The organism is Proteus sp. G2675, assembly GCF_963886535.1.
GTDB lineage: Bacteria > Pseudomonadota > Gammaproteobacteria > Enterobacterales > Enterobacteriaceae > Proteus > Proteus mirabilis.
Map to the genome: position 1 here is coordinate 176,190 of NZ_CAWPCB010000009.1, position 23,970 is coordinate 200,159.

At 39.5% G+C, this 23,970-nt stretch carries 21 protein-coding genes and 1 tRNA gene; 9 read left to right on the forward strand and 13 right to left on the reverse strand.

Features of this window, described 5'->3' with window-relative positions; genetic code table 11:
- Positions 1 to 64: 64 nt before the first annotated feature.
- The 3 genes from AACQ49_RS02465 to AACQ49_RS02475 form a co-directional block, all read right to left on the reverse strand.
- Entirely contained in the window at positions 65 to 304 is a 240-nt protein-coding gene (locus tag AACQ49_RS02465) for a hypothetical protein (protein ID WP_004246813.1), read from the reverse strand.
- Positions 305 to 393: 89 nt separating this feature from the next.
- On the reverse strand, positions 394 to 2,082 hold the full coding sequence (locus tag AACQ49_RS02470) for an AsmA family protein (RefSeq protein WP_161741959.1): 1,689 nt from the start codon (positions 2,080 to 2,082) through the stop codon (positions 394 to 396).
- 245 nt (positions 2,083 to 2,327) lie between these two features.
- On the reverse strand, positions 2,328 to 3,719 hold the full coding sequence (locus tag AACQ49_RS02475) for a uracil-xanthine permease family protein (RefSeq protein ID WP_004249087.1): 1,392 nt from the start codon (positions 3,717 to 3,719) through the stop codon (positions 2,328 to 2,330).
- A 242-nt stretch (positions 3,720 to 3,961) separates the two neighbouring features.
- Between AACQ49_RS02475 and gltS the strand changes: the two genes are divergently transcribed.
- Entirely contained in the window at positions 3,962 to 5,176 is a 1,215-nt protein-coding gene (gltS, locus tag AACQ49_RS02480; RefSeq protein ID WP_004246816.1) for a sodium/glutamate symporter, read from the forward strand.
- Between the two features lie 112 nt (positions 5,177 to 5,288).
- Here gltS and recG read toward each other — a convergent pair whose 3' ends face one another.
- The 6 genes from recG to AACQ49_RS02510 form a co-directional block, all read right to left on the reverse strand.
- Positions 5,289 to 7,376, reverse strand: a complete 2,088-nt coding sequence (gene recG, locus AACQ49_RS02485) for an ATP-dependent DNA helicase RecG (protein WP_124725295.1) — start codon at positions 7,374 to 7,376, stop codon at positions 5,289 to 5,291.
- 7 nt (positions 7,377 to 7,383) lie between these two features.
- Positions 7,384 to 8,103 (reverse strand): tRNA (guanosine(18)-2'-O)-methyltransferase TrmH, encoded by a 720-nt coding sequence (gene trmH, locus AACQ49_RS02490; RefSeq protein ID WP_004246818.1) that lies wholly within the window; start codon positions 8,101 to 8,103, stop codon positions 7,384 to 7,386.
- 2 nt (positions 8,104 to 8,105) lie between these two features.
- Complete coding sequence (spoT, locus tag AACQ49_RS02495; protein WP_004246819.1) at positions 8,106 to 10,232, reverse strand: bifunctional GTP diphosphokinase/guanosine-3',5'-bis pyrophosphate 3'-pyrophosphohydrolase; 2,127 nt, start codon at positions 10,230 to 10,232, stop codon at positions 8,106 to 8,108.
- 29 nt (positions 10,233 to 10,261) lie between these two features.
- The gene (rpoZ, locus tag AACQ49_RS02500; protein ID WP_004246820.1) at positions 10,262 to 10,537 is read right to left on the reverse strand and encodes a DNA-directed RNA polymerase subunit omega; all 276 of its coding nucleotides are present in this window, start codon (positions 10,535 to 10,537) and stop codon (positions 10,262 to 10,264) included.
- 54 nt (positions 10,538 to 10,591) lie between these two features.
- Positions 10,592 to 11,215 carry a guanylate kinase gene (gene gmk, locus AACQ49_RS02505; RefSeq protein ID WP_004246821.1) on the reverse strand — a complete coding sequence of 208 codons (624 nt, stop codon included), beginning with the start codon at positions 11,213 to 11,215 and terminating at the stop codon, positions 10,592 to 10,594.
- 301 nt (positions 11,216 to 11,516) lie between these two features.
- On the reverse strand, positions 11,517 to 12,134 hold the full coding sequence (locus tag AACQ49_RS02510; RefSeq protein ID WP_004246822.1) for a trimeric intracellular cation channel family protein: 618 nt from the start codon (positions 12,132 to 12,134) through the stop codon (positions 11,517 to 11,519).
- 136 nt (positions 12,135 to 12,270) lie between these two features.
- On the opposite strand from AACQ49_RS02510, the gene AACQ49_RS02515 reads away from it, so the two are divergent.
- From AACQ49_RS02515 to AACQ49_RS02530, 4 genes are all read left to right on the forward strand, one after another.
- Positions 12,271 to 13,557 carry a DUF3748 domain-containing protein gene (locus AACQ49_RS02515; protein ID WP_017628657.1) on the forward strand — a complete coding sequence of 429 codons (1,287 nt, stop codon included), beginning with the start codon at positions 12,271 to 12,273 and terminating at the stop codon, positions 13,555 to 13,557.
- 216 nt (positions 13,558 to 13,773) lie between these two features.
- A complete protein-coding gene (locus tag AACQ49_RS02520) occupies positions 13,774 to 14,004 on the forward strand; it encodes a hypothetical protein (RefSeq protein WP_237612794.1) in 231 nt (76 codons plus the stop codon).
- A 35-nt stretch (positions 14,005 to 14,039) separates the two neighbouring features.
- Positions 14,040 to 14,657, forward strand: coding sequence for an endonuclease/exonuclease/phosphatase family protein (locus AACQ49_RS02525; RefSeq protein WP_237612795.1), 618 nt, complete (start codon positions 14,040 to 14,042; stop codon positions 14,655 to 14,657).
- The gene (locus tag AACQ49_RS02530; RefSeq protein WP_004246827.1) at positions 14,650 to 15,084 is read left to right on the forward strand and encodes a hypothetical protein; all 435 of its coding nucleotides are present in this window, start codon (positions 14,650 to 14,652) and stop codon (positions 15,082 to 15,084) included. Before AACQ49_RS02525 ends, AACQ49_RS02530 begins: the two co-directional genes overlap by 8 nt.
- Positions 15,085 to 15,145: 61 nt before the next feature.
- On the opposite strand, the gene glyS is transcribed toward AACQ49_RS02530, so the two are convergent.
- The gene (gene glyS, locus AACQ49_RS02535) at positions 15,146 to 17,218 is read right to left on the reverse strand and encodes a glycine--tRNA ligase subunit beta (protein WP_049218505.1); all 2,073 of its coding nucleotides are present in this window, start codon (positions 17,216 to 17,218) and stop codon (positions 15,146 to 15,148) included.
- Positions 17,219 to 17,227: 9 nt separating this feature from the next.
- The gene (glyQ, locus tag AACQ49_RS02540) at positions 17,228 to 18,133 is read right to left on the reverse strand and encodes a glycine--tRNA ligase subunit alpha (RefSeq protein WP_004246832.1); all 906 of its coding nucleotides are present in this window, start codon (positions 18,131 to 18,133) and stop codon (positions 17,228 to 17,230) included.
- Positions 18,134 to 18,383: 250 nt separating this feature from the next.
- Here glyQ and AACQ49_RS02545 point away from each other — a divergent pair, with 250 nt between their 5' ends.
- A complete protein-coding gene (locus AACQ49_RS02545) occupies positions 18,384 to 18,965 on the forward strand; it encodes a DNA-3-methyladenine glycosylase I (RefSeq protein ID WP_012368524.1) in 582 nt (193 codons plus the stop codon).
- Between the two features lie 172 nt (positions 18,966 to 19,137).
- On the forward strand, positions 19,138 to 20,391 hold the full coding sequence (locus AACQ49_RS02550) for a valine--pyruvate transaminase (RefSeq protein ID WP_036908872.1): 1,254 nt from the start codon (positions 19,138 to 19,140) through the stop codon (positions 20,389 to 20,391).
- 272 nt (positions 20,392 to 20,663) lie between these two features.
- Here the strand turns inward: AACQ49_RS02550 and AACQ49_RS02555 are convergent, their stop codons facing one another.
- Positions 20,664 to 22,322, reverse strand: coding sequence for a putative transporter (locus AACQ49_RS02555; RefSeq protein WP_049218506.1), 1,659 nt, complete (start codon positions 22,320 to 22,322; stop codon positions 20,664 to 20,666).
- A 378-nt stretch (positions 22,323 to 22,700) separates the two neighbouring features.
- On the opposite strand from AACQ49_RS02555, the gene AACQ49_RS02560 reads away from it, so the two are divergent.
- A complete protein-coding gene (locus tag AACQ49_RS02560; RefSeq protein WP_004246836.1) occupies positions 22,701 to 23,030 on the forward strand; it encodes a YceK/YidQ family lipoprotein in 330 nt (109 codons plus the stop codon).
- 57 nt (positions 23,031 to 23,087) lie between these two features.
- Here the strand turns inward: AACQ49_RS02560 and AACQ49_RS02565 are convergent, their stop codons facing one another.
- Positions 23,088 to 23,390, reverse strand: coding sequence for a DUF5339 family protein (locus tag AACQ49_RS02565; protein WP_004250065.1), 303 nt, complete (start codon positions 23,388 to 23,390; stop codon positions 23,088 to 23,090).
- 299 nt (positions 23,391 to 23,689) lie between these two features.
- Between AACQ49_RS02565 and AACQ49_RS02570 the strand changes: the two genes are divergently transcribed.
- Positions 23,690 to 23,766 (forward strand) — tRNA-Pro (locus AACQ49_RS02570).
- The last annotated feature ends 204 nt before the right edge of the window (positions 23,767 to 23,970 follow it).

Genomic DNA, 23,970 nt, shown 5'->3' on the forward strand with positions numbered 1-23,970 from the left:
TTAAATAAGCGCCTATAGCGGGAGAAATTAGCGCTTATCCCGCTTTATTCCTCACTGCAATCAATCACTCTAAATCCAGTTCATCGAGTTTCTTTTGGCGACGTTCAAGTACAATGGCGGCTAATTCTGCATCCATAATACGCCCCATTAGCGTGTCATAATCCTGTTTTGATAGGCAATAAAATAACGGAGTTTGGTTATTATCACACACTTCGACACTACTACTATTTTCAAGTGCGGTTAAGGGTGCTTGCTGAAATTCATCAAGAGTGATTGTTGGCAGGGAAAAATTGTCATCAGACATGAAAACTCCGCAATAAGAAAATAGAAAGAGTCTGCATTGTAACGCTTTTTGCAGCAGGCGCAATCTATGCGCCTGCTAAACCATCAACATCAAAAGGATAAATTATTTATTATTTCGCCGTCTTGCATCCTGTCATCGATAGGCGTTTGGTCATCTTTTTTACCTATTAATGTACCATTTAAGGTCGGTATAACAGCGTCAGCGGCTAAGTTGCCTTTAAGCTTTAAGGTAAATTGTCCTGTTTCATCGGTAGGTTGCGATAATTTCCAACCCATATTATTAGGCAAAGAGAGGGGCACATTCAGCCCATTGACGATAAGAGAAAATAGTCTTTGGTTATTGTTTTGTTCTAATGCAGCAGAGCCACGCACGATGCCTTTATCTACGAAAGCAGAAAACTGTGGAATAATGGCAGTATCTTGTTGTGTGATTAATGTTAGGTCAGGGCGGCGAAGCTCTACGCCATTTAATGTACCACTATCAGCACTTAACGTCGCGGTGCCTTGCCATAATCCCCATTGCCCATCTTTGGCGATGATTAAATTTTTCAGTTGGCCTGTTAGGCCGGTAAATTGAAAAGGAAAGAGGGGATTAATATCAATGAGGATAGATTGGTTTAATGATAACTGCTTAATATTGATACTCTTCACATCTTGCTCAATAGGTTTAGCAAAGAAGGAGAGCCATTGCTCAGGTAGGGTATATAAAATACCTGAGAGTGTTGCATCTTCAATATTTAAAGTCTTTGTCTCGCTGTTCCATTGTCCTGCTAGTTTTATTAGCCCTTTTTCATAGCGTAAGCTTAAATTATCTATGTTAAATAAATCATCTTGCTGATTTAACTTAGCGATCACATCAGTGACATGTTGATTTTTATACACAATATCATCGGTGTTTAGCTCACCGGATGTCAGTGATAGGCTATTATTCCACGCAATTTGAGAAAACTGCCCAGCCAATCCACTTATTGCCCACTGTTTCCCTTCGGCAGTAAAATCAACAATGTTCAATTGCTTGATAGTCATTACTGGAGATTGACTTAATGATTGTTGTAACTCTTCTAAGGTTTTTGTGGATTGCCAACGCAGTCCGGTTAAGTAAACATCATTAAGTTGCCATTGGTTATCTTGATATTGGCCTGATAAAGAGAGTGAGCCATTAAGGAACTGGGTGGCTAATTTTTCAATCAAAATACGATTTGGTTGATATTCGCCAGCAACGATAAAATTATTAAAGCTATTTTTTCCTATCATGCCATCAGCAATGGAAAACTGAAAATGCCCCGCACCAATAGGATCGGTCGAGGTAGGTTTCCAAGGTGTGATACCTCCCGTTATTTTGTTAGCGCTAAAGGTGAATGTTGTGCTAGATGTTGGCATGCTATCTAACTGCATATTTTTAAACTGGAGAATATCTGCACTAACAGGAAGGGGAGCTATTTTATTAGCTAAAATAATTTTACCATTCTCTAAAGTAATTTTTTGCAGATGAGACGGCATAGTAAAAAATTGCCAGTTAAACCTAAGTTGTGCTGATTGGGCTAATACGGCGGTTTTATCTTGTTTGGGGTTAATGGACAGATCATAAACAACAATTTGTTCTGGTTGAGTTAAATCATGTTCAATACCGGAAAAGCGAATGTCATAATCACTATACTGTGTTAACCATTCACTGGTTTTTTGCGCACCCCATTGTGTTTGAAGAAAGGCATAAATCACAATAATAAATAAAATAACGATAAGTATCAGAGATACCAAACTTTTTATCAGCCAGCGCATAACCTTTCTCCTGTTTTATACTCCATCAAAACATCATACAGTTATGCCTGAAAATTGACTTTTGCTCAAGTATTCATCAATAAAAGAGTAATTATGACATTCTCTTTTATCTAGCCGATATTCTTGCCTAAAAGTAAATAATAATTTTGTTGCCTTAAGTAATAATTAAATAATGTTATTAATCAATTTATTAAATGCGCTATTCCGATCAAAGAGTGAAATAGCGCCGGATTGTGTTTCAGCTATTATTTTTCGGGTGGAAAAATCAGGTTTAAAATAATAGCGGTTAGACCGCCTGCAGCAATACCGGATGACAGTAATGTTTTTAGCCAATCTGGTGCAAACTGTAATATTTGAGGTTGCTGTGATACCCCAAGTCCTACGGCTAAAGAGATGGCGAGGATCATAATAGCACGACGATTTAGCGCTTCTTTAGAGACGATACGCACCCCAGATGCAGCGATAGTACCAAACATAACAAGCGTTGCCCCCCCTAGTACAGGTTCAGGAATTCGTTGTACAAATTCTGCCACAGAGGGAAATAACCCTAAAATAATCAACATGGCTGCTACGACATAGCCCACATAGCGACTTGCCACACCTGTTAATTGAATAACGCCGTTATTTTGCCCAAAACAGGAGTTTGGAAAGGTATTAAAAAACGCAGAAACCATAGAGTTCAATCCATTTGCTAATACGCCCCCTTTAATGCGCTTCATATAAAGTGGCCCACTGACGGGTTGTTCTGAAACATCTGAGGTGGCAGTAATATCACCAATGGTTTCTAATGAGGTGATCATAAACACCAGCATTAGTGGGATAAGCAAATGCCAATCAAATGAGAGGCCATAATAGAAAGGTTCTGGTACGGTGATAATCGGTGTTTCTTGTTGTTCAGGCGGTGTAGGTAGCATATCTAGCCACCATGCCAAAATATAACCGACAGCCATAGCAATCACTAAAGAAGCGACACGTAAATAAGGATTTCTTTGGCGGTTAAGTAAAATAATAACCACTAATACCGAACCCGCTAATAAAAGGTTTTTAGGTGAGCCAAAGGTGTTACTTTCAATAGCGGCGTAACCACCACCAATAGAAGTAAGCCCAACTTGAATTAAAGAAAGGCCGATAATCATCACCACAATTCCTGATACCAATGGTGTGATAATCCGGCGAGCTAAATGTAAAAAACGCGATAATAGCACTTCGGTAAGTGAAGCAACCATTAAAGTGCCAAATAGAGCCGCCATCATTGTTGAAATATCCGCGCCACCATTTTTTAATGCCAACCCCCCCATAATCAGAGGAGCCACAAAATTAAAACTGGTGCCTTGAATTGATAATAAACCTGAACCTACGGGACCCCAAGCTCGAATTTGGATCAGTGATGCAATACCTGAGGCGAATAATGACATGCTGATAATGCGTTGAGTGTCATGTGCAGGTAACCCTAATGCTTGGCAAATTAAGATAGCAGGGGTTATTACGGCGACAAACATGGCTAATAGATGCTGACAAGCCGCAAATAGTGTTTGTGGTAATGGAGGCTTTTCTTCTAAAGCGAATAGAAGCTCACTCGTTTTTTGGGGCGAAATCTGACTACTTTGTGACAAATTACGATTTTCTGAAGTAACCATGATGTGAATTTCTTATCTGGCAAAAAGCGTATTTTAATGATCTGCGCCACAAAAGCAATCGTTTGCGTAAAATTGATGTTATCAAAATGCATAAGAGGCGCTCACATTTTTATATGTTTTAACTTGTGTTTATCGTCGTTTTTTTTTCTAATCGGGGTATACCTGCTTTTGGCGTTGTTCATGGATGAACTTAGCGTCGTAGTTTTTTTATACAAAATTAACAAATAAGACGGGGTACATAAATGTATCATCTCGATGTTTATGGCACGCTAGTCGCGGCCACTTTGGTTCTTTTACTCGGACGTAAGTTAGTGAAATCTGTTCCTTTTTTAGAACGGTATACGATCCCAGAACCCGTTGCAGGTGGGTTACTTGTTGCAGCTCTTTTACTTGCATTAAAATCATTTATGGACTGGGAAATTAGCTTTGATCTCTCCTTAAAAGATCCACTGATGCTCGCTTTTTTTGCAACAATTGGTTTAAACGCGAACCTTGCCAGCTTAAAAGCGGGAGGAAAAGCGCTATTTATTTTTGTGTTTGTGGTCGTTGGATTACTTTTAGTTCAAAACACAGTAGGTATTGCATTAGCAGAAATGCTAGGCCTTGATCCTCTTATGGGATTATTAGCCGGTTCTATCACCTTATCAGGTGGTCATGGAACGGGTGCCGCTTGGGGGAAAACATTCGTTGAAAGCTACGGCTTTATGAGTGCCTCTGAAGTGGCTATGGCTTGTGCAACCTTTGGTTTAGTGTTAGGTGGATTAATTGGTGGCCCTGTTGCGCGTTATTTAATTCGTAACATTCCAACCCCTGGCGCAGGCAGTGATGATCATGAAATGCCTACAGCCTTTGAGAAACCCGCTACGGGGAGAATGATCACTTCAATGGTGTTATTGGAAACCATTGCGATGATCTCTATCTGTTTAATGGCTGGGACTTTCTTATCTCAGTTACTAGAAGGTACGGCTTTCTCATTACCTACCTTTGTGTGTGTACTGTTCATTGGCGTTATTTTAAGTAATAGTCTATCAATGCTCGGTTTTTATCGTGTATTTGATAGAGCCGTTTCTGTTTTAGGTAACGTTAGTTTATCGTTATTTTTAGCGATGGCGCTGATGAGCTTAAAATTATGGGAGCTGGCATCACTGGCAATACCTATGTTGGTTATTCTCGGTGTTCAAGCGGCAGTAATGGCATTGTATGCAATTTTTGTCACTTTCCGTGTTATGGGTAAAAATTATGATGCGGCAATTTTGGCAGCGGGTCACTGTGGTTTCGGTTTAGGCGCTACGCCAACGGCTATCGCTAATATGCAAGCTGTGACAGATCGTTTTGGTCCTTCTCATCTTGCATTCTTAGTTGTTCCGATGGTCGGTGCATTCTTTATTGATATAGTGAATGCGATAGTGATCAAATTATATCTGATGCTACCATTCTTTACGCCTATAGCAGGGTGATGACAGTGTTCATCTAGTTCGAATGAGAACGGCACAGATAAGTCTGTGCCGTTTTCTTTTATAACAAGTATTAAGCCCTCAAGTGCGCTCTAAGCCATTTAAACGGTGTCGTTTAAGCTTGGCTATATTGGGTCTTTGCAGGTAGCCAGCGTTCGATTAACGCTTGCGAATGCTTAGGATAATGTTGATGTAAATAACGAGCAATACGTTGTACTTCAGGAATAAGCGCCTGATCGCGTAATAAGTCTGCGACTTTAAATTGAGCATTGCCCGTCTGCTTAGTTCCTAATAGTTCACCTGGTCCTCTTATCTCGAGATCTTTTTGTGCAATAACAAAGCCATCATTACTGTCTCTGAGCACTTGTAAACGTAAACGAGCAGTTTGAGTTAACGGCGTTTTATATAATAAGACACAATGGGAAGCCACAGCACCTCGACCAACACGCCCTCGTAGCTGATGTAATTGTGCAAGACCTAATCGTTCAGGGTTATCAATGATCATTAAACTGGCATTAGGTACATCTACCCCGACTTCTATCACGGTCGTTGCGACCAAAAGCTGTAGTTTGTTTTCTTTAAAGTCGGCCATCACCGCCTGTTTTTCTGCCGGCTTCATTCGACCATGAACCAATCCAATCTTGATTTCCGGTAAGGCAATCGTCAGCTCATCATAAATAACTTGTGCTGCTTGTGCTTCAAGGACTTCGGAGTCTTCAATTAACGTACAAACCCAATAGGCTTGGCGATTTTCTTCGCTACAAACCACCCTGATACGTTCAATGATGTCATTTCGCCGAGTGTCAGGGATAGCCACTGTCGTTACTGGGGTTCTACCAGGAGGTAGCTCATCGATAATGGAGGTATCCATATCCGCGTAAGCGGTCATCGCCAGTGTTCGAGGAATGGGGGTTGCGGTCATCACCAATTGGTGTGGATGAAAGCCTTGCTCTTCGCCTTTTTTCCATAATGCAAGGCGTTGATGTACTCCAAAGCGATGTTGCTCATCGATAATGACTAATGCGAGAGAGTGAAACTTAACTTGCTCTTGAAAAATGGCGTGAGTGCCAATAATGATGGAAACCTCACCATTAGCTATTGCATTTTGTTGTGCTTCTCGCGCTTTACCTTTTTGTTTGCCAGCCAACCACCCCACTTGAATACCAAAAGGCTCAAACCATTTTCTAAAGGTGAGGGCATGTTGCTCCGCTAGTAACTCAGTGGGCGCCATTAAAGCCACTTGTTTACCATTGGCTATCGCTCTTAATGCACTTAGTGCAGCAACTAAGGTTTTACCTGAGCCAACATCCCCTTGAATTAGGCGCATCATAGGATAATTTTTTTCTAGATCTTGCTCTATTTCATGGACGACGCGCTGTTGTGCTGTGGTGGGTGTAAAGGGCAATGTTGCAAGAAATTGTTCACGTAATGTTGAGCCATGTGGCATTAGTAAGGGTTCTGCACGATAGGATTGTGCTCCTGCCCGAGCATTAAGCATACCTAAGTTATGCGCCAATAATTCTTCAATAATCAGCCGTTTTTGTGCAGGATGTTGCCCCTTTTCAAGTTCAGCAAATGCAATATCAGGGGGAGGATTATGTAAGGTTCGTAACGCGGTAGCGAGTGGCGGTAAACCATAAATAAATTGATCAGGAAGCAGTTCATTAATGGCACAAGTATCAAGTAAGGTTAAGGCTTGTTCTATTAATTTACGCAATGATGTCTGGCGTAAGCCTTCTGTTGTTGAATAAATAGGGGTAAGCGTTTCTTGTAACTTAACTTCTGAGCCAGCTACTTTAATTTTGTATTCGGGGTGAATAATTTCAGGGCCTCGACTTCCTCGTTTTATTTCACCATAAGCGATAACTTGCTTACCCTGAGCAAGGTTATTTTTCATGGCTGCCGTGAAGTTAAAGAAGCGTAAGGTTAAAATACCTGAACCATCAGAAATTTGGCAGGTCATCATTTTTCGACGACCAAAATTTACTTCGGTTCTTAAGATTTCACCGGAAACAGTGGCTGGAATACCAGGAAGTAGATCGCTGATGGCATATAGATGGGTTTGATCTTCATAGCGTAAAGGAAGATGAAGCAATAAGTCTTCCACAGTGACTAACCCTATTTTGGCCAGTTTATCTGCCTGACTTGCACCTACGCCGTGAAGAGTGGTTAAGGGGATTGCATCAAGCAGTTTTCCTTTCATGGGAAAGTTACTCCGTCAGTTTAAATTTCCTAAGTTGTTTTTGTGTCATTTGCATTTCTGCCCACCATGAGTCCGGTGCTTCAATTTCACCACGATCATTAATATAAGGGCGAGGCAGTCCTTTACGACGAGAAACTTCAGCAAGTACTGGATAGCCACCTTCAAAGAGTAAAATTTGTTGCTCTTCTGCAGTTAATGCACTTTCGGTTCGATTATACATGCCCGCCGCCTGACGTTGGCGTTGTGCTTCATATAAAATTAATGCACTCGCCACAGAAACATTCAAAGATTGCACCATACCCATCATCGGTACAATGATATCTTGATCGGCCAGCGCGATAGCTTCTGGTGATATACCGGTTTTTTCTTGCCCCATAATAATACAGGTTGGTTGTGTGTAATCAATCTCACGAAAATCAACCGCTTTATCTGAGAGATGGGTCGCAAGAACTTGCATGCCCTGTGCACGAAAAGTGTTGATGGCGTCGGCAATGGTTGGATGAGTGTTAACATTTACCCAGCTATTACTGCCCGCTGCGGGAGAAACCAGCATACGCATTTTTTCTTCAGGCCAGATAGCATGGATTTTAGGGATCCCCACCGCGTCCGCAGTGCGTATTACAGCAGCAACATTATGAGATTTATGCACTTCTTCAAGGCAAACAGTGAGATCAGGTTGCCGCATCGCCATCATTTGGCAGATGCGGGCATAGCGTGTTGGATTCATAATTAGTTTTTATTACGGCTGACACGTAATACATCAGGCATGATACGAAGTTTACGCATAATATTGGCTAATTGGATGCGATCTTTGGCTGTCAGTCGAATAAATGCACAATAGACGCGTCCATCTTTCTCTTCGGTATTCATGCTCTGAATGCTTGAATTAGCGTCATTAATTGCTGCGGTTAAATTCGCTAATGCACCTTGATGGTTTATCATATCGACTTTGATTTCGGTAATAAAATCACCATCAATATCTTTATCCCACTCAACTGGCATGAATTTTTCTGGCTCTTTTTGATAACCGCGAATATTACGACAAGATTCGTGGTGAATAACTAAGCCTTTACCAGGGCTAATGTGCGCAACAATAGGATCACCAGGAATAGGGCGACAACATTTAGCAAATGAGATAAGTACACCATCAGCCCCTTTAATAGGTAATTTAGGTGTTTCGTCATTGGTTATGCTTAGATGTGTGTGTTCTTCTTGTTGTTGGTTGTCAATCAATAAGTTACGCGCCACGACAACACTCATCGCATTACCTAAACCTATCTCAGCCATAATATCGTCCATTGAGTGAAGCTTCATGCGCTTCAACTCTCGTTCAATATTTTCTAGCGGAATATCTGCCACTTTATGATGGCCTAAAGCGTGATTAAGTAGACGACGACCTAAATTAATAGAGTCTTCACGTTTTAGATTTTTGAGCAACTGTCTTATCTTTGAACGGGCTCTTGAACTGACGACAAAGTTTAACCAAGCCGCATTTGGTCTTGCACCCGGCGCAGTAATGATTTCAACGGTCTGTCCGGTACGTAAAGACTGTGAGAGTGGATAAGGTTGTCTATCAACCCTTGCACCGACACAAGCATGACCAATATCAGTATGAACTGCGTAAGCAAAATCAACCGGAGTCGCACCCGTTGGTAATTCAACAATGCGACCTTCTGGGGTGAAAACGTAAATTTCATCAGGAAAAAGGTCTGATTTCACGTTTTCGATAAATTCAAAAGAGCTACCTGCACTTTGTTGCAATTCAAGTAAACTTTGCATCCAACGTTGTGCTCTGACTTGGGCTGTTGTCCCCGGCTGCTCACCTTGCTCTTTATAAGCCCAATGGGCCGCAACGCCCATTTCAGCCATTTGATCCATATCTTCGGTACGAATTTGTACTTCAACAGGGACACCATGAGGACCAATGAGCGAAGTGTGAAGGGATTGATAACCATTAGCTTTGGGGATAGCAATATAGTCTTTAACGCGGCCAGGGCGAGGTTTATAAAGGCTATGCATTTGGCCTAACACGCGATAGCAGGTATCGACATCTTTAACGATGACGCGAAAGGCATAAATATCCATAATTGAGTGAAAACGTTGCTCTTTTAGCAACATTTTACGATAAATGGAATAAAGGTGTTTTTCGCGACCGTTAACTTTGCATTGAATACTCGCTTCTGTAAGGCGCCCTTCAATTTCAGAGAGGATTTTATTAATCATCTCTTTACGGTTACCACGAGCTGCCTTAACAACTTCTTTAATCACGCGGTAGCGATTAGGATGTAGTGCCTCAAAGCCTAATTCTTCTAGCTCAGTTTTAATATGGTGTATACCTAAACGGTGAGCAAGAGGACTATAAATTTCCAGCGTTTCGCGTGCAATACGGCGACGTTTATCTGGGCGTAGTGAACCCAGCGTGCGCATATTGTGAGTTCGGTCTGCCAATTTGATCAAAATAACGCGAATGTCTTTTACCATCGCCATGATCATTTTGCGAAAGTTTTCAGCCTGAGCCTCTTTTTTATCTCGAAACTTTAATTTATCGAGTTTTGAGACGCCTTCAACCAGATCTGCCACCGTACTGCCAAACAGAGTTTCGATATCTTTAAATGTTGCAGGTGTATCTTCAATGACATCATGCAACAATGCCGCCATTAGCGTTTGATGATCTAATCGCATATCGGCAAGAATACAGGCAACCGCCACAGGGTGAGTAATATAAGGCTCACCACTTGAACGAGTCTGCCCCTCGTGGGCATCTCTGGCGACGATAAAGGCTTTTTTGAGTTGTTCAACTTGCTCAGGTGGCAAGTATTTTTGAACGATTTGATTCAGGCTTTCAAACAGGTACAAGGCAGACCTACCCCTATTTTATGAGACGATTAACGACGACCTTCCGCAATCGCTGAAACCGCTTGTAATTCTGCGGCTTCTTGCTCTTGCTGCTCTTGACGTTCACGAGCATCAAGAATTTTACCGTTAATCAAACCTTCTTCGATTTCGCGTAGTGCGATAACCGTCATTTTATCATTTTCTTCTGGTACTAAAGGATCTTTAGCGCCAACTTGTAACTGGCGCGCACGACGTGCTGCGACCAGAACGAGGTCAAAACGGTTACCAATTTTCTCTACAGCGTCTTGAACGGTTACGCGTGCCATATTTGTGTTACTCCACCATTAACGAAATGACTGGGCATAATACTGAAACTTGTCTCAGTCTGCCAATAATTTGCTGATTAAATCACCATGTCGTAGTGTTTGACGATCAAGGCGTAATTTTTCTGAGCGAATGATTGATTGTAAATCAGCAAGCGCAGTATTGAAATCATCATTGATGAGCAAATAGTCATACTCATTAAAATGTTCCATTTCAGACACAGCTTGTGACATACGTTTAGCAATCACTTCTTCACTATCTTGCCCACGCCCGCGAAGTCGGCGGTAAAGCTCTTCTTTAGACGGTGGCAGAATAAAAATACTGCGAGCTTCAGGCATCTTTTTACGTACCTGCTGCGCACCTTGCCAATCGATATCTAAAAAGACATCAACGCCACTGGCTAAGATCTGTTTGATAACTTTACCCGATGTACCGTAATAGTTACCAAACACACAAGCGTGTTCGATAAAATCTCCACTTGCTATCATACTTTTAAATTCTTCTTCAGTGACAAAGAAGTAATGCTCACCATGGTTTTCTCCTGGTCTCATTGGGCGGGTAGTATGAGAGACAGAAACCTGTGTGTCATATAAAGGCTGTGTTTTTAATAAAGCCTGAATAAGACTTGATTTACCCGCACCGCTTGGAGCGGAAACAATATAAAGTGTTCCTTGGATCATGATGACTTTCTGAATTTGACTGGAGAATTAATATAAATGTATGTCTAGGGAGCAAATCCCCCTATAGTATACACATACCACGAAGCACATACAGTGCCCTTGTTTAATACAGGGCTATTTTTTTCTTAATTCAGCTATTTTTTTGTTTTGAAATAAGAGAAAAATTGAGTAAGCCCAATATTAACATACAAATAACGTCTCAGTGATAGGAATTGCCTTTTATCATCATCGAGAAAAGAGATGATACTTTGAGATACCCCACAGAATCTACAATAATTGCTGTTGTTATTACTCCGTTTCGCTAATCTTGATTTTCATAATTAAATACGGGTAAGCCAAGCTTATAGCGGATAGCGAGTAGCCGAGCCGTGAGTCCGGCAACAAGCGTAATAATAATCACGACATCTTTAGGGAGTGGCGTGTAAAACAGTAATCCCATGTAGAGCCAAGCGGCGCCAAATGCGACACCCGCATAGATCTCTTTTTGGAAGACGAGGGGAATGGTATTACACAGCATATCACGTAAAACGCCACCAAAAGCGCCGGTGATCACGGCTGCAATGGCAGCAATAATAGGACCATATTCCATATCGAGTGCAATTTGGGCACCGATAATAGAAAAAACCATCAATCCGATGGAGTCTAAAATGAGAAATAAGCGTCGTAGGTGTTTCATCATGGGGGCGACCCAAATAGTGATCACCGCAGCACAAGCTACTGTGACAATATACTCAGGGTGTTTGACCCAACCTAAAGGGTAGTGACCAAGAAGAATATCTCTTACTGAACCACCACCAATAGCAGTGGCTGATGCAATGATGATAACGCCAAAAACATCCATTTTACGGCGACCAGCGGCAAGTGCCCCTGTCATGGCTTCTGCGGTAATACCAATAATATAAAGAACACTAAGTAACATGATTTTTTAATTTTTTGACTGTTTAGTGAGGGTAGAGTAATCACCTTGCGAAAAAGTCTCGACTGAGTTTTTTTAGTGCCAGGTAAAATCAATTAGTTTTTATAATGTGGAAATTTATTTCCCGATAAGGATAACTATGTCTTTTCAGGAACAACAGATTACATTTGATAGTCGTCATCATCAGTTAACCAATATAAATGTTTGGACACCAGATAGCCAGTGGTTAGTTTATGATGTACGTCCCAATGGTGGATCATTTACAGGATTAACCATAGAAAAAATTCATGCGAAAACAAAACAGCAACAGATAATTTACACCGCCACTCAAGGTGCTCATGTTGGGGTTGCCACAATCAGCCCTGTGGCACCGGTACGTTATGCTTTTATTCATGGCCCAGAAAATCCCGATGATTTATGGCATTATGATTTTCATCACCGTCGCGGTGTGATTGTTAATGAGCAGGAAGATCTTGGTGCAGTTAATATTGATGCTTGTTCCCTGACATCGCCTTATCAAGCTGGCGCGTTACGTGGTGGAACCCATGTGCATGTGTTTAGCCCTGATGGTACACGTTTAAGCTTTACTTATAATGATCACATAATGCATGAGTTAGGGCGTGAGTTCGATCAACGTAATGTTGCAATCGCAGTGCCACTCAAAGCCGTTAAAGTTGCGAAAAAGCACCCTCGTGAGTATGACGGTGAATATTTCTGTACCTTGATAAGCCAAACAGTCGCTCATCCACAAAAAGGCAGTGATGAAATTAATAAAGCCTATGAAGAGTGTTGGATAGGTAAACAAGGTTATACCAAAGCTGATGGCTCACAACAGCGCTGGGCTATTGCTTTTATTGGTGATACGGTCAGTGAAAGTGGTGAGAAGGTCGCTGATATCTTCTTAGTTGATTTGCCAGATGATGATCATGCTTTCAGTCTAGAAGGTGATAAACCTCTGGCAGGAACAGAGACGACGATGCCAGCTCCTGCACAAGGGATTGAACAAATTCGCTTGACGAATACCCACCATAGAAAATATCCCGGTGTTTTAAATCAACCTCGTCATTGGTTAAGAAGTTCACCGCAAGGAGATGCGATTGCTTTTCTGATGAAAGATGATGATGGTGTTGTCCAGCTATATACCGTTTCGCCAACTACCAAAGCGATTAGACAGGTCACTTCACAGCAATGGGATATTCAATCTGCATTCACTTGGAGCTATAGCGGAGAATATCTCACCTTTATTTGTGATAATAGCGTGATGTTATGTAATGCTAAAACAGGTGAATTAACGCGATTAACTGATAAAACAGCACAAGCACCAAGTGGTGACGCAGTCGTATTTTCACCTAATGATCAGTATATTGCTTTTATGCGTGATATTGATGGTTATCGGCAAATATTTACGGTAGAAAGTGGGTTATAACGTTTTTTATTGTGAAAGGTAACTGATTTTGATGTTACCTTTTCTATTATTATTAATATACATATTATTTAAATAAAAATTAAAATATTTATTTGTCTTGATTCATTTTATTGGTTTTTATAAAGCTAATTGTCATGTTAAAGTTAACTTATTGTTTTAATAATAGTTATTAGTGATTAAAAATCAAATATATTTTAATGGATATAAAATATAACAATGGAATTAAATTTATGCTGGTGGAATATAGGAATATCTCCACCGACAAAATCAAAACAGAACGTCAAGACTGAAAAAGTTGGCTTAGCGAAAAAATATCTTGAAGAACTTATCATTAAAAAAACGCTTGATATCATTGTGTTGAGTGAGGTTTCTGAAAACGAGAGCTACGCTTTTAAGCAGTTGGCGACTCAATTAAAAATGGGTATATCGATCTCTCAGGAAAAATAGGCCGGATTATTATTGATATATCATTAATATATCAAATGAATAAACTAGAGTTTATTTCAAGTAAGTTTTTAACTAAACTCCAGCCTGATAATAGAATGGTAAGGGTAGGCGTTGCTGTTGTATTTAAAGAAATCGAACATCAAAAAATAATCACCCTTTTTTTATCACATTGGCCATCAATATTAAGTGCTAATGATACAACTCGAGAAGTGGCAGCTGCAGGATTAAGAAGTAGTATTAATAAACTCTTTGAAAATAATGGAGATGATGTTCAGTTTATTTGTATGGGGGATTATAATACAGAGCCTTATTCTAATGCGATGCTTAATATATTGTATGCGACAAGAGATTATCATTTAATAAAAAAGAAAAGAAAACTATTATTTAACCCATTTTGGTATCTCTTATCTGATAAGAAGACTAATAATTTAGGTACATATTATTATAATTCCGCATCTATTAATCGTTGGTATGTGTTTGATCAAATGATTTTTTCTTCATCATTTTTATATGGAAAAGAAGATTGTTTTAAATTAGATCTTGAACAGCTTGATTTTTATCGCGTCCTAAATGATGATAATCACTGCCTTGATGATATCTTTTTTAAAAAATTTGATCATTACCCCATATTTTGTAGGATCTTCCATGAATGATGAACATAAGATATTCGAAAAAATAAAAGCTTCACTCAATAGAGCATCTTTTATTATTGATCTACGAAGTAAGATAGAAGATAAAATCAGTGCAGTGGTCAAAAAGCTAGAAGTGATCACCAATAATAAAGTTAAAGTATCATTTGAAGATAATAATAAAAGTAATATTCATTTTATAAATAGTGAACGCCTTGTTTATATTAATAATGCTGATTTAAGTAAAGAGGGTGGTTTTATACTATTTGGTTATAGCTTTAGTAAAATAAATGGCTTTCCTATTGAGATAGAAACGGAAATAGAATCTTTTCACGCAGAAGATATTGAAAATTTATTACATATTATTGTTAATATTATTGATAATGAGTCTATCAGGATCATCGAACTTACTCATCATACTATTTATAATAAATTGATTAATCACCAATAAAAAAACCGGCACTGCTTTCGCAATGCCGGTTTTATGTTGTTGTATGACTAAGTTTTATAACTTATTGTAAAACAGAAATATCAGCGACTTTTAAGAACAACTCGCGTAATTCATGTAGCATGGTTAAACGGTTGATACGAATTTCTTCGTCTTTATCCATTACCATCACTTTATCAAAGAAGTTATTCACAACATCACGTAAAGAGGCGAGTTCAACTAATGCTTCTTGGTATTTACGTTCAGCAAATAGAGGGGCTAGCTTATCTTGTAGCACAGAAAGATTAGCCGCTAGCTGAACTTCTTCAGGCGCTTTTAGCACCGAGGCTAATACTTTATCGTTGAGCTTAACATCTGCTGATTTTGCTAAGATATTAGAAACACGTTTATTGGCTTCGGCTAATGCAGCTGCTTCTTCTAAGGTTCGGAAGTAAGTAACGGCTTTTACACGAGCGTTAAAGTCAGCAGGTTGTGTTGGGCGGCGCGCTAATACCGCTTGAATAGTATCAATACTATAACCCAGCTCTTGATACCAAGCACGGAAACGACCTAGCATAAACTCTACGACATCACTGACGACATTTTTGTTCGTCAGTTTGTCACCATATAGGCGAGCCGCTTCTTGGGTTAATTCTTCAATATCTAATGGTAAATCTTGTTCAACAATAATACGTAGCACACCAAGGGCAGCACGACGTAAAGCGAAAGGATCTTTATCCCCTTTAGGGTGTTGACCAATACCAAAGATACCCGCCAGCGTATCCATTTTTTCAGCTATAGCGACAGCACTTGCTACTGGGTTAGATGGTAGTGCATCACCTGCAAAACGTGGTTGATATTGCTCTTTTAATGCGACAGCAACTTCTTCATCTTCACCATCATGGCGAGCATAATGCATCCCCATAACCCCTTGGGTATCGGTGAATTCAAACACCATATTGGTCATTAAGTCACATTTTGATAATAAACCAGCACGTGTTGCTTTATTGACATCAGCACCCATTTTCTCAGCAATAAAACCGGCGAGAGCTTGAATACGGTCTGTTTTGTCGCGTAGAGAGCCTAAATCTTTTTGGAAAAGAACAGTTTCAAGGCGTGGTAAGTTATCTTCTAAACGCTGTTTTCGGTCAGTTTTAAAGAAGAATTCCGCATCCGCTAAACGAGGGCGAACCACTTTTTCGTTACCACTGATTATCTGTTGAGGATCAGAGGATTCAATGTTAGAAACGAAAATAAAGTGAGGTAATAGCGCACCTTGTTTATCGTAAACAGGAAAATATTTCTGATCGCCTTTCATGGTGTAAACCAGTGCTTCAGCCGGAACTTCAAGGAATTTTTCCTCAAATTTTGCCGTTAACACCACAGGCCATTCAACTAATGAAGTGACTTCTTCAACTAGGCTGTCACTTAAATCAGCGACACCACCTAGTTTTTCAGCCGCAAGACGTGCATCATGAAGAATGATGGATTTACGGTTTTCGTAATCGGCAATGACCTTACCACGTTCATAAAGGATTTCAGGGTACTGGTCCGCATTATCGATAGTAAATTCAGCTTCACCCATAAAACGGTGGCCACGAATAATACGATCGCTTTGTACACCTAAGATTTCACCGTCAATGAGGGTATCACCCAATAATAAAGTAACAGTATGCACTGGACGCACAAAATGCGTTTCTTTATCACCCCAACGCATTAATTTAGGGATAGGCAGTTTTGCCAGTGCATTGCTTACCATACCAGCCAGTAGTTGGTTAACGGCTTCGCCTTTAACTTCAGCACGATAAAAGAGCCACTCACCTTTATCCGTTGATAAACGTTCAGCTTGATCAACAGTGATGCCGTTACCTCTAGCCCAACCTTCTGCGGCTTTAGTTGGCTTACCTTCAGCATCAAATGCTTGCGCTATAGCAGGGCCTCGTTTTTCAACGATCCTATCTGCTTGAGATTTCGCCATATTCGCCACTTTGATGGCTAAACGACGAGGAGCGGCAAACCAAGATACATCACCATGAGTAATATTGGCGTTATCCAGTTCAGCCGTAAAATGGGTCGCAAAATATTCGGCTAAAGAACGAAGCGCTTTCGGCGGTAACTCTTCTGTGCCGATTTCCACAAGGAAAGTCTCAGTTGTCATAATAGCCTCTTACTTTTTACACATAGGGAAACCAAGCGCCTCACGGGAAGCATAATAAGCTTCAGCGACGGCTTTGGTTAAAGTACGGATACGTAAAATATAGCGTTGACGCTCTGTAACAGAAATCGCTTTACGTGCATCCAATAAGTTAAAAGTGTGACCTGCTTTTAAGATACGTTCGTAAGCAGGTAAAGGCAGAGGTTTTTCTAACTCTAACAACTCACGAGCTTCTTTTTCATATTGTTCGAAACAAGAGAATAAGAAGTCAACATCTGCATATTCAAAGTTATAAGTTGATTGTTCCACTTCATTTTGGTGATAAATATCGCCGTAGGTGGTTTTACCTAATGGGCCATCACACCAAACTAAGTCATAAACGCTATCAACGCCTTGAATGTACATTGCCAGACGCTCTAAACCGTAAGTAATTTCGCCAGTGACGGGTTTACACTCTAATCCGCCAACTTGTTGGAAATAGGTAAATTGCGTCACTTCCATGCCGTTGAGCCAAACTTCCCAGCCTAATCCCCAAGCACCTAATGTTGGGTTTTCCCAGTTATCTTCAACAAAACGAATATCATGGATAGTAGGATCTAATCCTAATTCTCTTAAAGAGCCAAGATAAAGCTCTTGGATGTTATCCGGTGATGGCTTGATGATAACTTGGAATTGGTAATAGTGCTGTAGACGGTTAGGGTTTTCACCGTAACGTCCGTCAGTTGGACGGCGTGATGGTTGAACATAAGCCGCTGCAATAGGCTCTGGACCTAATGCTCGTAAACAGGTCATTGGGTGTGAGGTACCTGCTCCTACTTCCATATCTAATGGTTGAACAATGGTACAGCCCTGACGAGCCCAATAATCCTGTAATGTCAGGATCAGCCCCTGAAAGGTTTTGGTATCAAACTTTTGCATGTTATATCCGCATGGCGATACATAGAATAAAAAGAAAGGTTTCAGTATACCTTCTAGACGAAAGATATACAGCAAGGAATACGGGCAATTTTCTCTTGATCAAAAAAATAGTGCCTTAATCGTTGTTATAACTATGCTCAAATAGGCAGAATGATTTTTTCTTAGTCTATTTACATGTGTTTTTATACAGTATATAAAGAGCGATATCAATTGTATGAATAACACCTATAAAGAACAAGGAATGTAGCAAATGAATAAACAACGTTGTGATTGGGTAACTCAAGATCCTGAATATCTCGCATACCATGATAATGAATGGGGAAAACCACAGCGAGATAAATACAAACTTTTTGAGATGATCTGCCTTGAAGGACAACAGGCAGGTTTGTCGTGGTATACCGTATTAAAGAAAAGAGCGGGATTTCGTCGTTGCTTTTTTGATTTTCGTCCTGAAAAAATAGCACTAATGACTGAAAAAGATGTGGAAACACTACTACAAGATCCGTCTATTATTCGTCATCGTGGCAAAATTAACGCCATTATCAATAATGCGCGTGCCTTTTTAGCGATGGAAGCTCAGGGTGAAGATTTCAGTGAATTTATTTGGCAATTTGTTGATGGAAAACCCATTGATAACCAGTGGCAGACTATTTCACAGGTTCCTGCTTTTACTGAAATTTCAGATGATATGGCTAAGGCGTTAAAGAAAAAAGGGTTTAAATTTGTTGGTACCACCACCTGTTATGCATTTATGCAAGCAGTAGGCATGGTTAACGATCATATACTCTGTTGTTTTTGTCGGCAATCTCAGCTGGAAAGTAGTATTAAATAGAAGAATACTAGTTTAGTTATCTTTAATTGGATTTAAAACTGAATTTATATTTCAATATTGGTTTTAAGGTTGGTGTTGATATTTAAGTATACATCTGTTAACGGTTGATGCTGAGTCCGGCTCACGGTATGGTGTTTATCTAATGAAAAACGACAAAGAAGATCCTGCAAAGATGACTCAACTATCACGATTTGGGCAAAAATTTGCTCGCCACTCAGGTATTTCTCGCTTGATGCAAGACTTAAATGAAGGAATACGTACACCAGAAGCGGTGATGTTAGGAGGAGGAAATCCTGCCCATATTCCTGAGATGGACAGCTATTTTCACCAATTATTACAAGAGATGGTGAATAATGGCTCATTAAGTGATGCCGTATGTAATTACGATGGGCCACAAGGTAAAGATGCGATGCTCAACGCCTTGGCTATTTGTTTAAAAGAAAAATTAGGATGGAATATTTCCGCTAAAAATATTGCGCTTACTAACGGCAGTCAAAGTGCTTTCTTTTATCTTTTTAATTTACTCGGTGGCCAATCTGCTGAGGGTAAAAAGCGCAAAATTCTTTTTCCCATCGCTCCGGAATATATTGGATATGCCGATGCCGGATTAGAAGAAGATTTGTTTGTTGCGAATAAACCCACTATTGAAATGCTACCTGATGGACAATTTAAATATCATGTAGATTTTGAACATTTAACGATAGGTGATGATATTGGTGCTATTTGTGTTTCTAGACCAACAAATCCAACAGGTAATGTGATCACTGATGATGAAGTAAAAAAGCTGGATGCCTTAGCGAAAAAACATGATATCCCACTGATTATTGATAATGCTTACGGCGTGCCCTTTCCGGGGATTATTTTTTCCCAAGCAACTCCCCACTGGAATGACAACACCATTCTTTGTATGAGCCTCTCTAAGCTAGGATTACCGGGGGCTCGTTGTGGCATTATTATCGCTAATGAAGAGCTTATTACTGCAATCACGAATGTGAATGGCATTATTAGTCTTGCCCCTGGAGGTATTGGCCCTGCGATGGCATTAGAAATGCTCAAACGTGATGATTTAATGCGATTATCCCAAGAGATAATTAGATCTTTTTATCATCAACGAGTACTTGAAACTATTGATATTATTCGTCGCTATCTACCTAAAGAGCGTTGCCTTATCCATAAACCGGAAGGGGCTATTTTCTTGTGGCTTTGGTTTAAAGATTTACCAATCTCAAGTGAAGAACTCTATCGGCGTTTAAAAAAACGTGGTGTATTGATGGTTCCTGGTCACTATTTCTTTCCAGGCTTAGAAGAGTCGTGGCAACATGCACATCAATGTATGCGAATGAATTATGTACCAGAGCCTGCATTAATTGAAAAAGGAATAAAGATCCTATCGGAAGAGATAGAACGATGCTTATCGCCAGAATAAATAAGTAATAAAAATGCCCCTTCAGCGAGAAGAAGGGGCAAAGACAATAACGAGGACTTTTGAGCATAAGTTTGACGGAAAGAAATTGATTACTAAAAGTTAGCAATCCGTCTCAATCTAAATTTCTTAGCACGAGCGCTATTAAAACAGATAATAATAAAATCGATGGCTTAAATAAGCCCCTTTTAAGCCCTTTATTATCCTTCTGTAAAGTGAAATTAAGCATTTGATAACAAATTGACTGCAACCATTTAATATATCTATTAAATTCGCTACAAAGCCCAAATAATCAGTGCCATTAGTTGTGGCGTGATGATGCGTAAAAACATAGCTAAAGGATAAACCGTGGCATAAGAAAGTGCGGCTGCACCGCTATTTTGATGAATAGAATTAGCGAATGCTAGAGCGGGAGGATCAGTCATCGAGCCTGCAAGTACGCCACATAGGGTAAGGTAATTTAACTTAAAAACGAGACGAGCCATTATACCGACTATCAATAATGGGAGTAGTGTGATCGCGATACCATAGCCAATCCAACTTAATCCTTGTCCATATATTAAGGTATCAATAAACCCGCCACCGGAATTAAGGCCAACCACAGCTAAAAACATGACGATCCCGAGTTCACGTAGTGCAAGATTAGCACTTGGGGGCATAAACCAATAGAGTTTCCCGAAAGTACCAATACGGCCTAAAATCAAGGCCACGATCAGCGGCCCGCCAGCAAGGCCTAATTTTAGTGCAACAGGGATCCCCGGAATAAAAATAGGGATAGAGCCTAATAAAACCCCTAAACCAATGCCAATAAAAACAGGCAACATTTGTACTTGTTCTAATTTTTGTCGTGCATTACCCAAAAGTACCGTAATTGCTTCTATGGCCCCAGGTCTACCCACAACATTTAAAATATCGCCAAACTGTAGCATACTGTTATTACTAGGAATTAATTCAATTCCAGCTCGATTCAATCGTGTGATAACAACATCATATTTTCTTTTTAAATCGAGATCTTTTAATCGTTTACTCAATACTGTGTCATTCGTGACAACAATGCGCACAGATTGTAATTGATGGGTTGAGGTAGAAAGTGAAGCATCTACTTCTTCGCCTAAAATAAGGCGAACCTTATTGAGATCTTCTCTTGAGCCGACAATATGCAGTAAATCGCCTAACTGAATAATAGTGGAAGGCATCGGAACCATAATCTCGTCGCCACGTTTCAAACGTGAACAGACAAGGGCATCTTCATTGAGTAGTGGGATATCTTGCATTAATAAGCCATCTAAATTGGGATTGCGAATGGCAATGTTAATGGTATGCAGTGTCTCTTTAGTGCTGTTTTGCTGATGGTTAAAGTGTTTTGCTTCTCGCTCTATATTGATTTTAAACAGCACGCGAATAAACCACATGACCAAAAGAATGCCACAAATTCCCATGGGGTAAGCCATAGCATATCCCATTCCCATTTGACTGATTATGGCTGGATCGATATTAAGGTCGGTGAGGATTTGTTGCCCTGCACCTAATGAAGGCGTGTTCGTTATCGCTCCGGAAAAAATGCCAAGAATAATGGGTAGTGGCACATTAAATAAGTGATAAATAAAGGCTGTTACTAGTGAACCAAGTAAAATAATCAAAATGGCAAAGGCATTGAGCTTAAGCCCAGATACACGTAAAGAAGAGAAAAAACCAGGGCCGACTTGGATACCAATGGTATATACAAAGAGGATAAGGCCGAATTCTTGAATAAAATGGAGTATCTGTGTGTTGAGCACCAGTCCATAACGTTGAGCTAAATGGCCGACAATGATCCCTCCAAACAGCACTCCGCCAATTCCTAAACTGACCCGATAGATTTTAACGTTACCTATCCAAAGTCCTAAGGCGCCTGCTAATGACAACATCACCATTGTTAATGCAATATCACTCATAAAACAGATCCTATGCCAAGTGAAATAGCCAAGTAACTCACTAGCTAAAACGATACATCTAGTTTGCCAAAAAGATAAAAAAACGCTGTGTCTTATTGCACAAATTCAGCATATATAACGATCAAAAAAATAAAAAAGATAAATATTCAGTTAAAATATTTATTTAAAATGAATAGGGTTGAATTTTAATATCAGTGAAACATAATAATTTATAACATCAGAATTATTATATAAAATGAGTTTATTTTTAGATTAAATTAATTACCTGTGTTATTAAAAATAAACCCCTTAGATCTTCTTTTTCTTGTCCTAACAAGGAAAACAGGTTTAACTATGTAATAAAGGTGTTTAACCCTAACGGCTTTTTATAGGTGCTCTATGAGATCCATAATCATTAACAAGTTAATACTAGCGACGTTTATGCTATCACTGACAGGGTGCTCAAGTGTTATGACGCATGCAGGCCCTAATAACGAGCTTTATTCAGGAACAAAAAATAACGTTAATATGCTTTCTGATGATGAAACAGGGTGGGCAATGAAACCGTTAGTTATTCTTGATCTTCCTTTTAGTGCGTTATTAGATACTTTATTGCTTCCTTATGATTATTATACACAACATGATGACAACAGTGATAATTCACCTAAAGAAAGGATAAAAAAATTAGGTAGCACTAATGATACACTTAATACTGGAAATAAAACCTAATTATTATAAATAAGACTAAATATAATCACTTATTTATTATTTAGTCATTATTTATATTTATTTTTTTGCTGTAGCTTCTTTTGGACCAAACATCTTGTTAAGGTTATCAAGCTCTTGCATTCCTTTTTCACAAATTGCTTTTTGCTCTTTTAGGGTGGAAGAACTGATCAACTTTTTATTTTGTTCAAAATTACCTTTTATTTCAGGCATGTTCTGTTTTAAGTCATCTCTTGTAGCAATATATTGTAAGAATTTATCGGCTTCTTTAAAGTAAACCCGACAAGTTTGTGATGTAGTCGCTTGGACTGAAAATGTGGTGACGAATAAAAGTAATGTGCTAATGCCCCAACGTGATTTCATGCTCTAAATTCACCTAACTGATTTGACATAGGGTAATTATATAAAAAGTGCATGAAATAAACGATAACAATAAAGAATAAATTTGTCATTTTTCATGATGTTTTCTGATAACTGTAAAGAAAAATAGCTGTTTCATATAACTTAAGTAAAAGTAGGGTTTATGATGCGGTTAATTTCAGCAATAGTGCTAATAAAAAGTTAAAAATCAGTCGTTTTGGTTGAAAACCATACGAACAGTTGGGAGATAAGAAAAAAGTATTGACGCTTTGGCTTTCAGGCAGTAAGATGCACCTCGTTTTCGGCGAGTAGCGCAGCCTGGTAGCGCAACTGGTTTGGGACCAGTGGGTCGGAGGTTCGAATCCTCTCTCGCCGACCATATTTAGAAACCCCGCTTTTTTAAAGCGGGGTTTTGTCGTTTTAAGGCATCTCTTTATAAATAATCGCTTATGATTTTTTACTCTCTGATCTGATAAGTCGACATAGTTGCATTATTGGTAACTGTGTAGGTAAGCCAGGGTAAAAAGACGGTTTTTATAAATCTTTTTTGTTTCTCTTTACATATACATAGCACTCCTATTTC

Coding starts and splice junctions, on each gene's coding strand:
- AACQ49_RS02510 (WP_004246822.1), bottom strand. CDS start 12,134: ATGTTACTTAGTGTTCTTTATATTATTGGTATTACCGCAGAAGCCATG.
- AACQ49_RS02565 (WP_004250065.1), bottom strand. CDS start 23,390: ATGAAATCACGTTGGGGCATTAGCACATTACTTTTATTCGTCACCACA.
- AACQ49_RS02515 (WP_017628657.1), top strand. CDS start 12,271: ATGTCTTTTCAGGAACAACAGATTACATTTGATAGTCGTCATCATCAG.
- AACQ49_RS02475 (WP_004249087.1), bottom strand. CDS start 3,719: ATGGTTACTTCAGAAAATCGTAATTTGTCACAAAGTAGTCAGATTTCG.
- AACQ49_RS02555 (WP_049218506.1), bottom strand. CDS start 22,322: ATGAGTGATATTGCATTAACAATGGTGATGTTGTCATTAGCAGGCGCC.
- AACQ49_RS02520 (WP_237612794.1), top strand. CDS start 13,774: ATGGAATTAAATTTATGCTGGTGGAATATAGGAATATCTCCACCGACA.
- AACQ49_RS02545 (WP_012368524.1), top strand. CDS start 18,384: ATGAATAAACAACGTTGTGATTGGGTAACTCAAGATCCTGAATATCTC.
- recG (WP_124725295.1), bottom strand. CDS start 7,376: ATGAAAGGAAAACTGCTTGATGCAATCCCCTTAACCACTCTTCACGGC.
- gmk (WP_004246821.1), bottom strand. CDS start 11,215: ATGATCCAAGGAACACTTTATATTGTTTCCGCTCCAAGCGGTGCGGGT.
- AACQ49_RS02530 (WP_004246827.1), top strand. CDS start 14,650: ATGAATGATGAACATAAGATATTCGAAAAAATAAAAGCTTCACTCAAT.
- AACQ49_RS02525 (WP_237612795.1), top strand. CDS start 14,040: ATGAATAAACTAGAGTTTATTTCAAGTAAGTTTTTAACTAAACTCCAG.
- AACQ49_RS02465 (WP_004246813.1), bottom strand. CDS start 304: ATGTCTGATGACAATTTTTCCCTGCCAACAATCACTCTTGATGAATTT.
- glyS (WP_049218505.1), bottom strand. CDS start 17,218: ATGACAACTGAGACTTTCCTTGTGGAAATCGGCACAGAAGAGTTACCG.
- rpoZ (WP_004246820.1), bottom strand. CDS start 10,537: ATGGCACGCGTAACCGTTCAAGACGCTGTAGAGAAAATTGGTAACCGT.
- gltS (WP_004246816.1), top strand. CDS start 3,962: ATGTATCATCTCGATGTTTATGGCACGCTAGTCGCGGCCACTTTGGTT.
- AACQ49_RS02470 (WP_161741959.1), bottom strand. CDS start 2,082: ATGCGCTGGCTGATAAAAAGTTTGGTATCTCTGATACTTATCGTTATT.
- glyQ (WP_004246832.1), bottom strand. CDS start 18,133: ATGCAAAAGTTTGATACCAAAACCTTTCAGGGGCTGATCCTGACATTA.
- trmH (WP_004246818.1), bottom strand. CDS start 8,103: ATGAATCCAACACGCTATGCCCGCATCTGCCAAATGATGGCGATGCGG.
- AACQ49_RS02550 (WP_036908872.1), top strand. CDS start 19,138: ATGACTCAACTATCACGATTTGGGCAAAAATTTGCTCGCCACTCAGGT.
- AACQ49_RS02560 (WP_004246836.1), top strand. CDS start 22,701: ATGAGATCCATAATCATTAACAAGTTAATACTAGCGACGTTTATGCTA.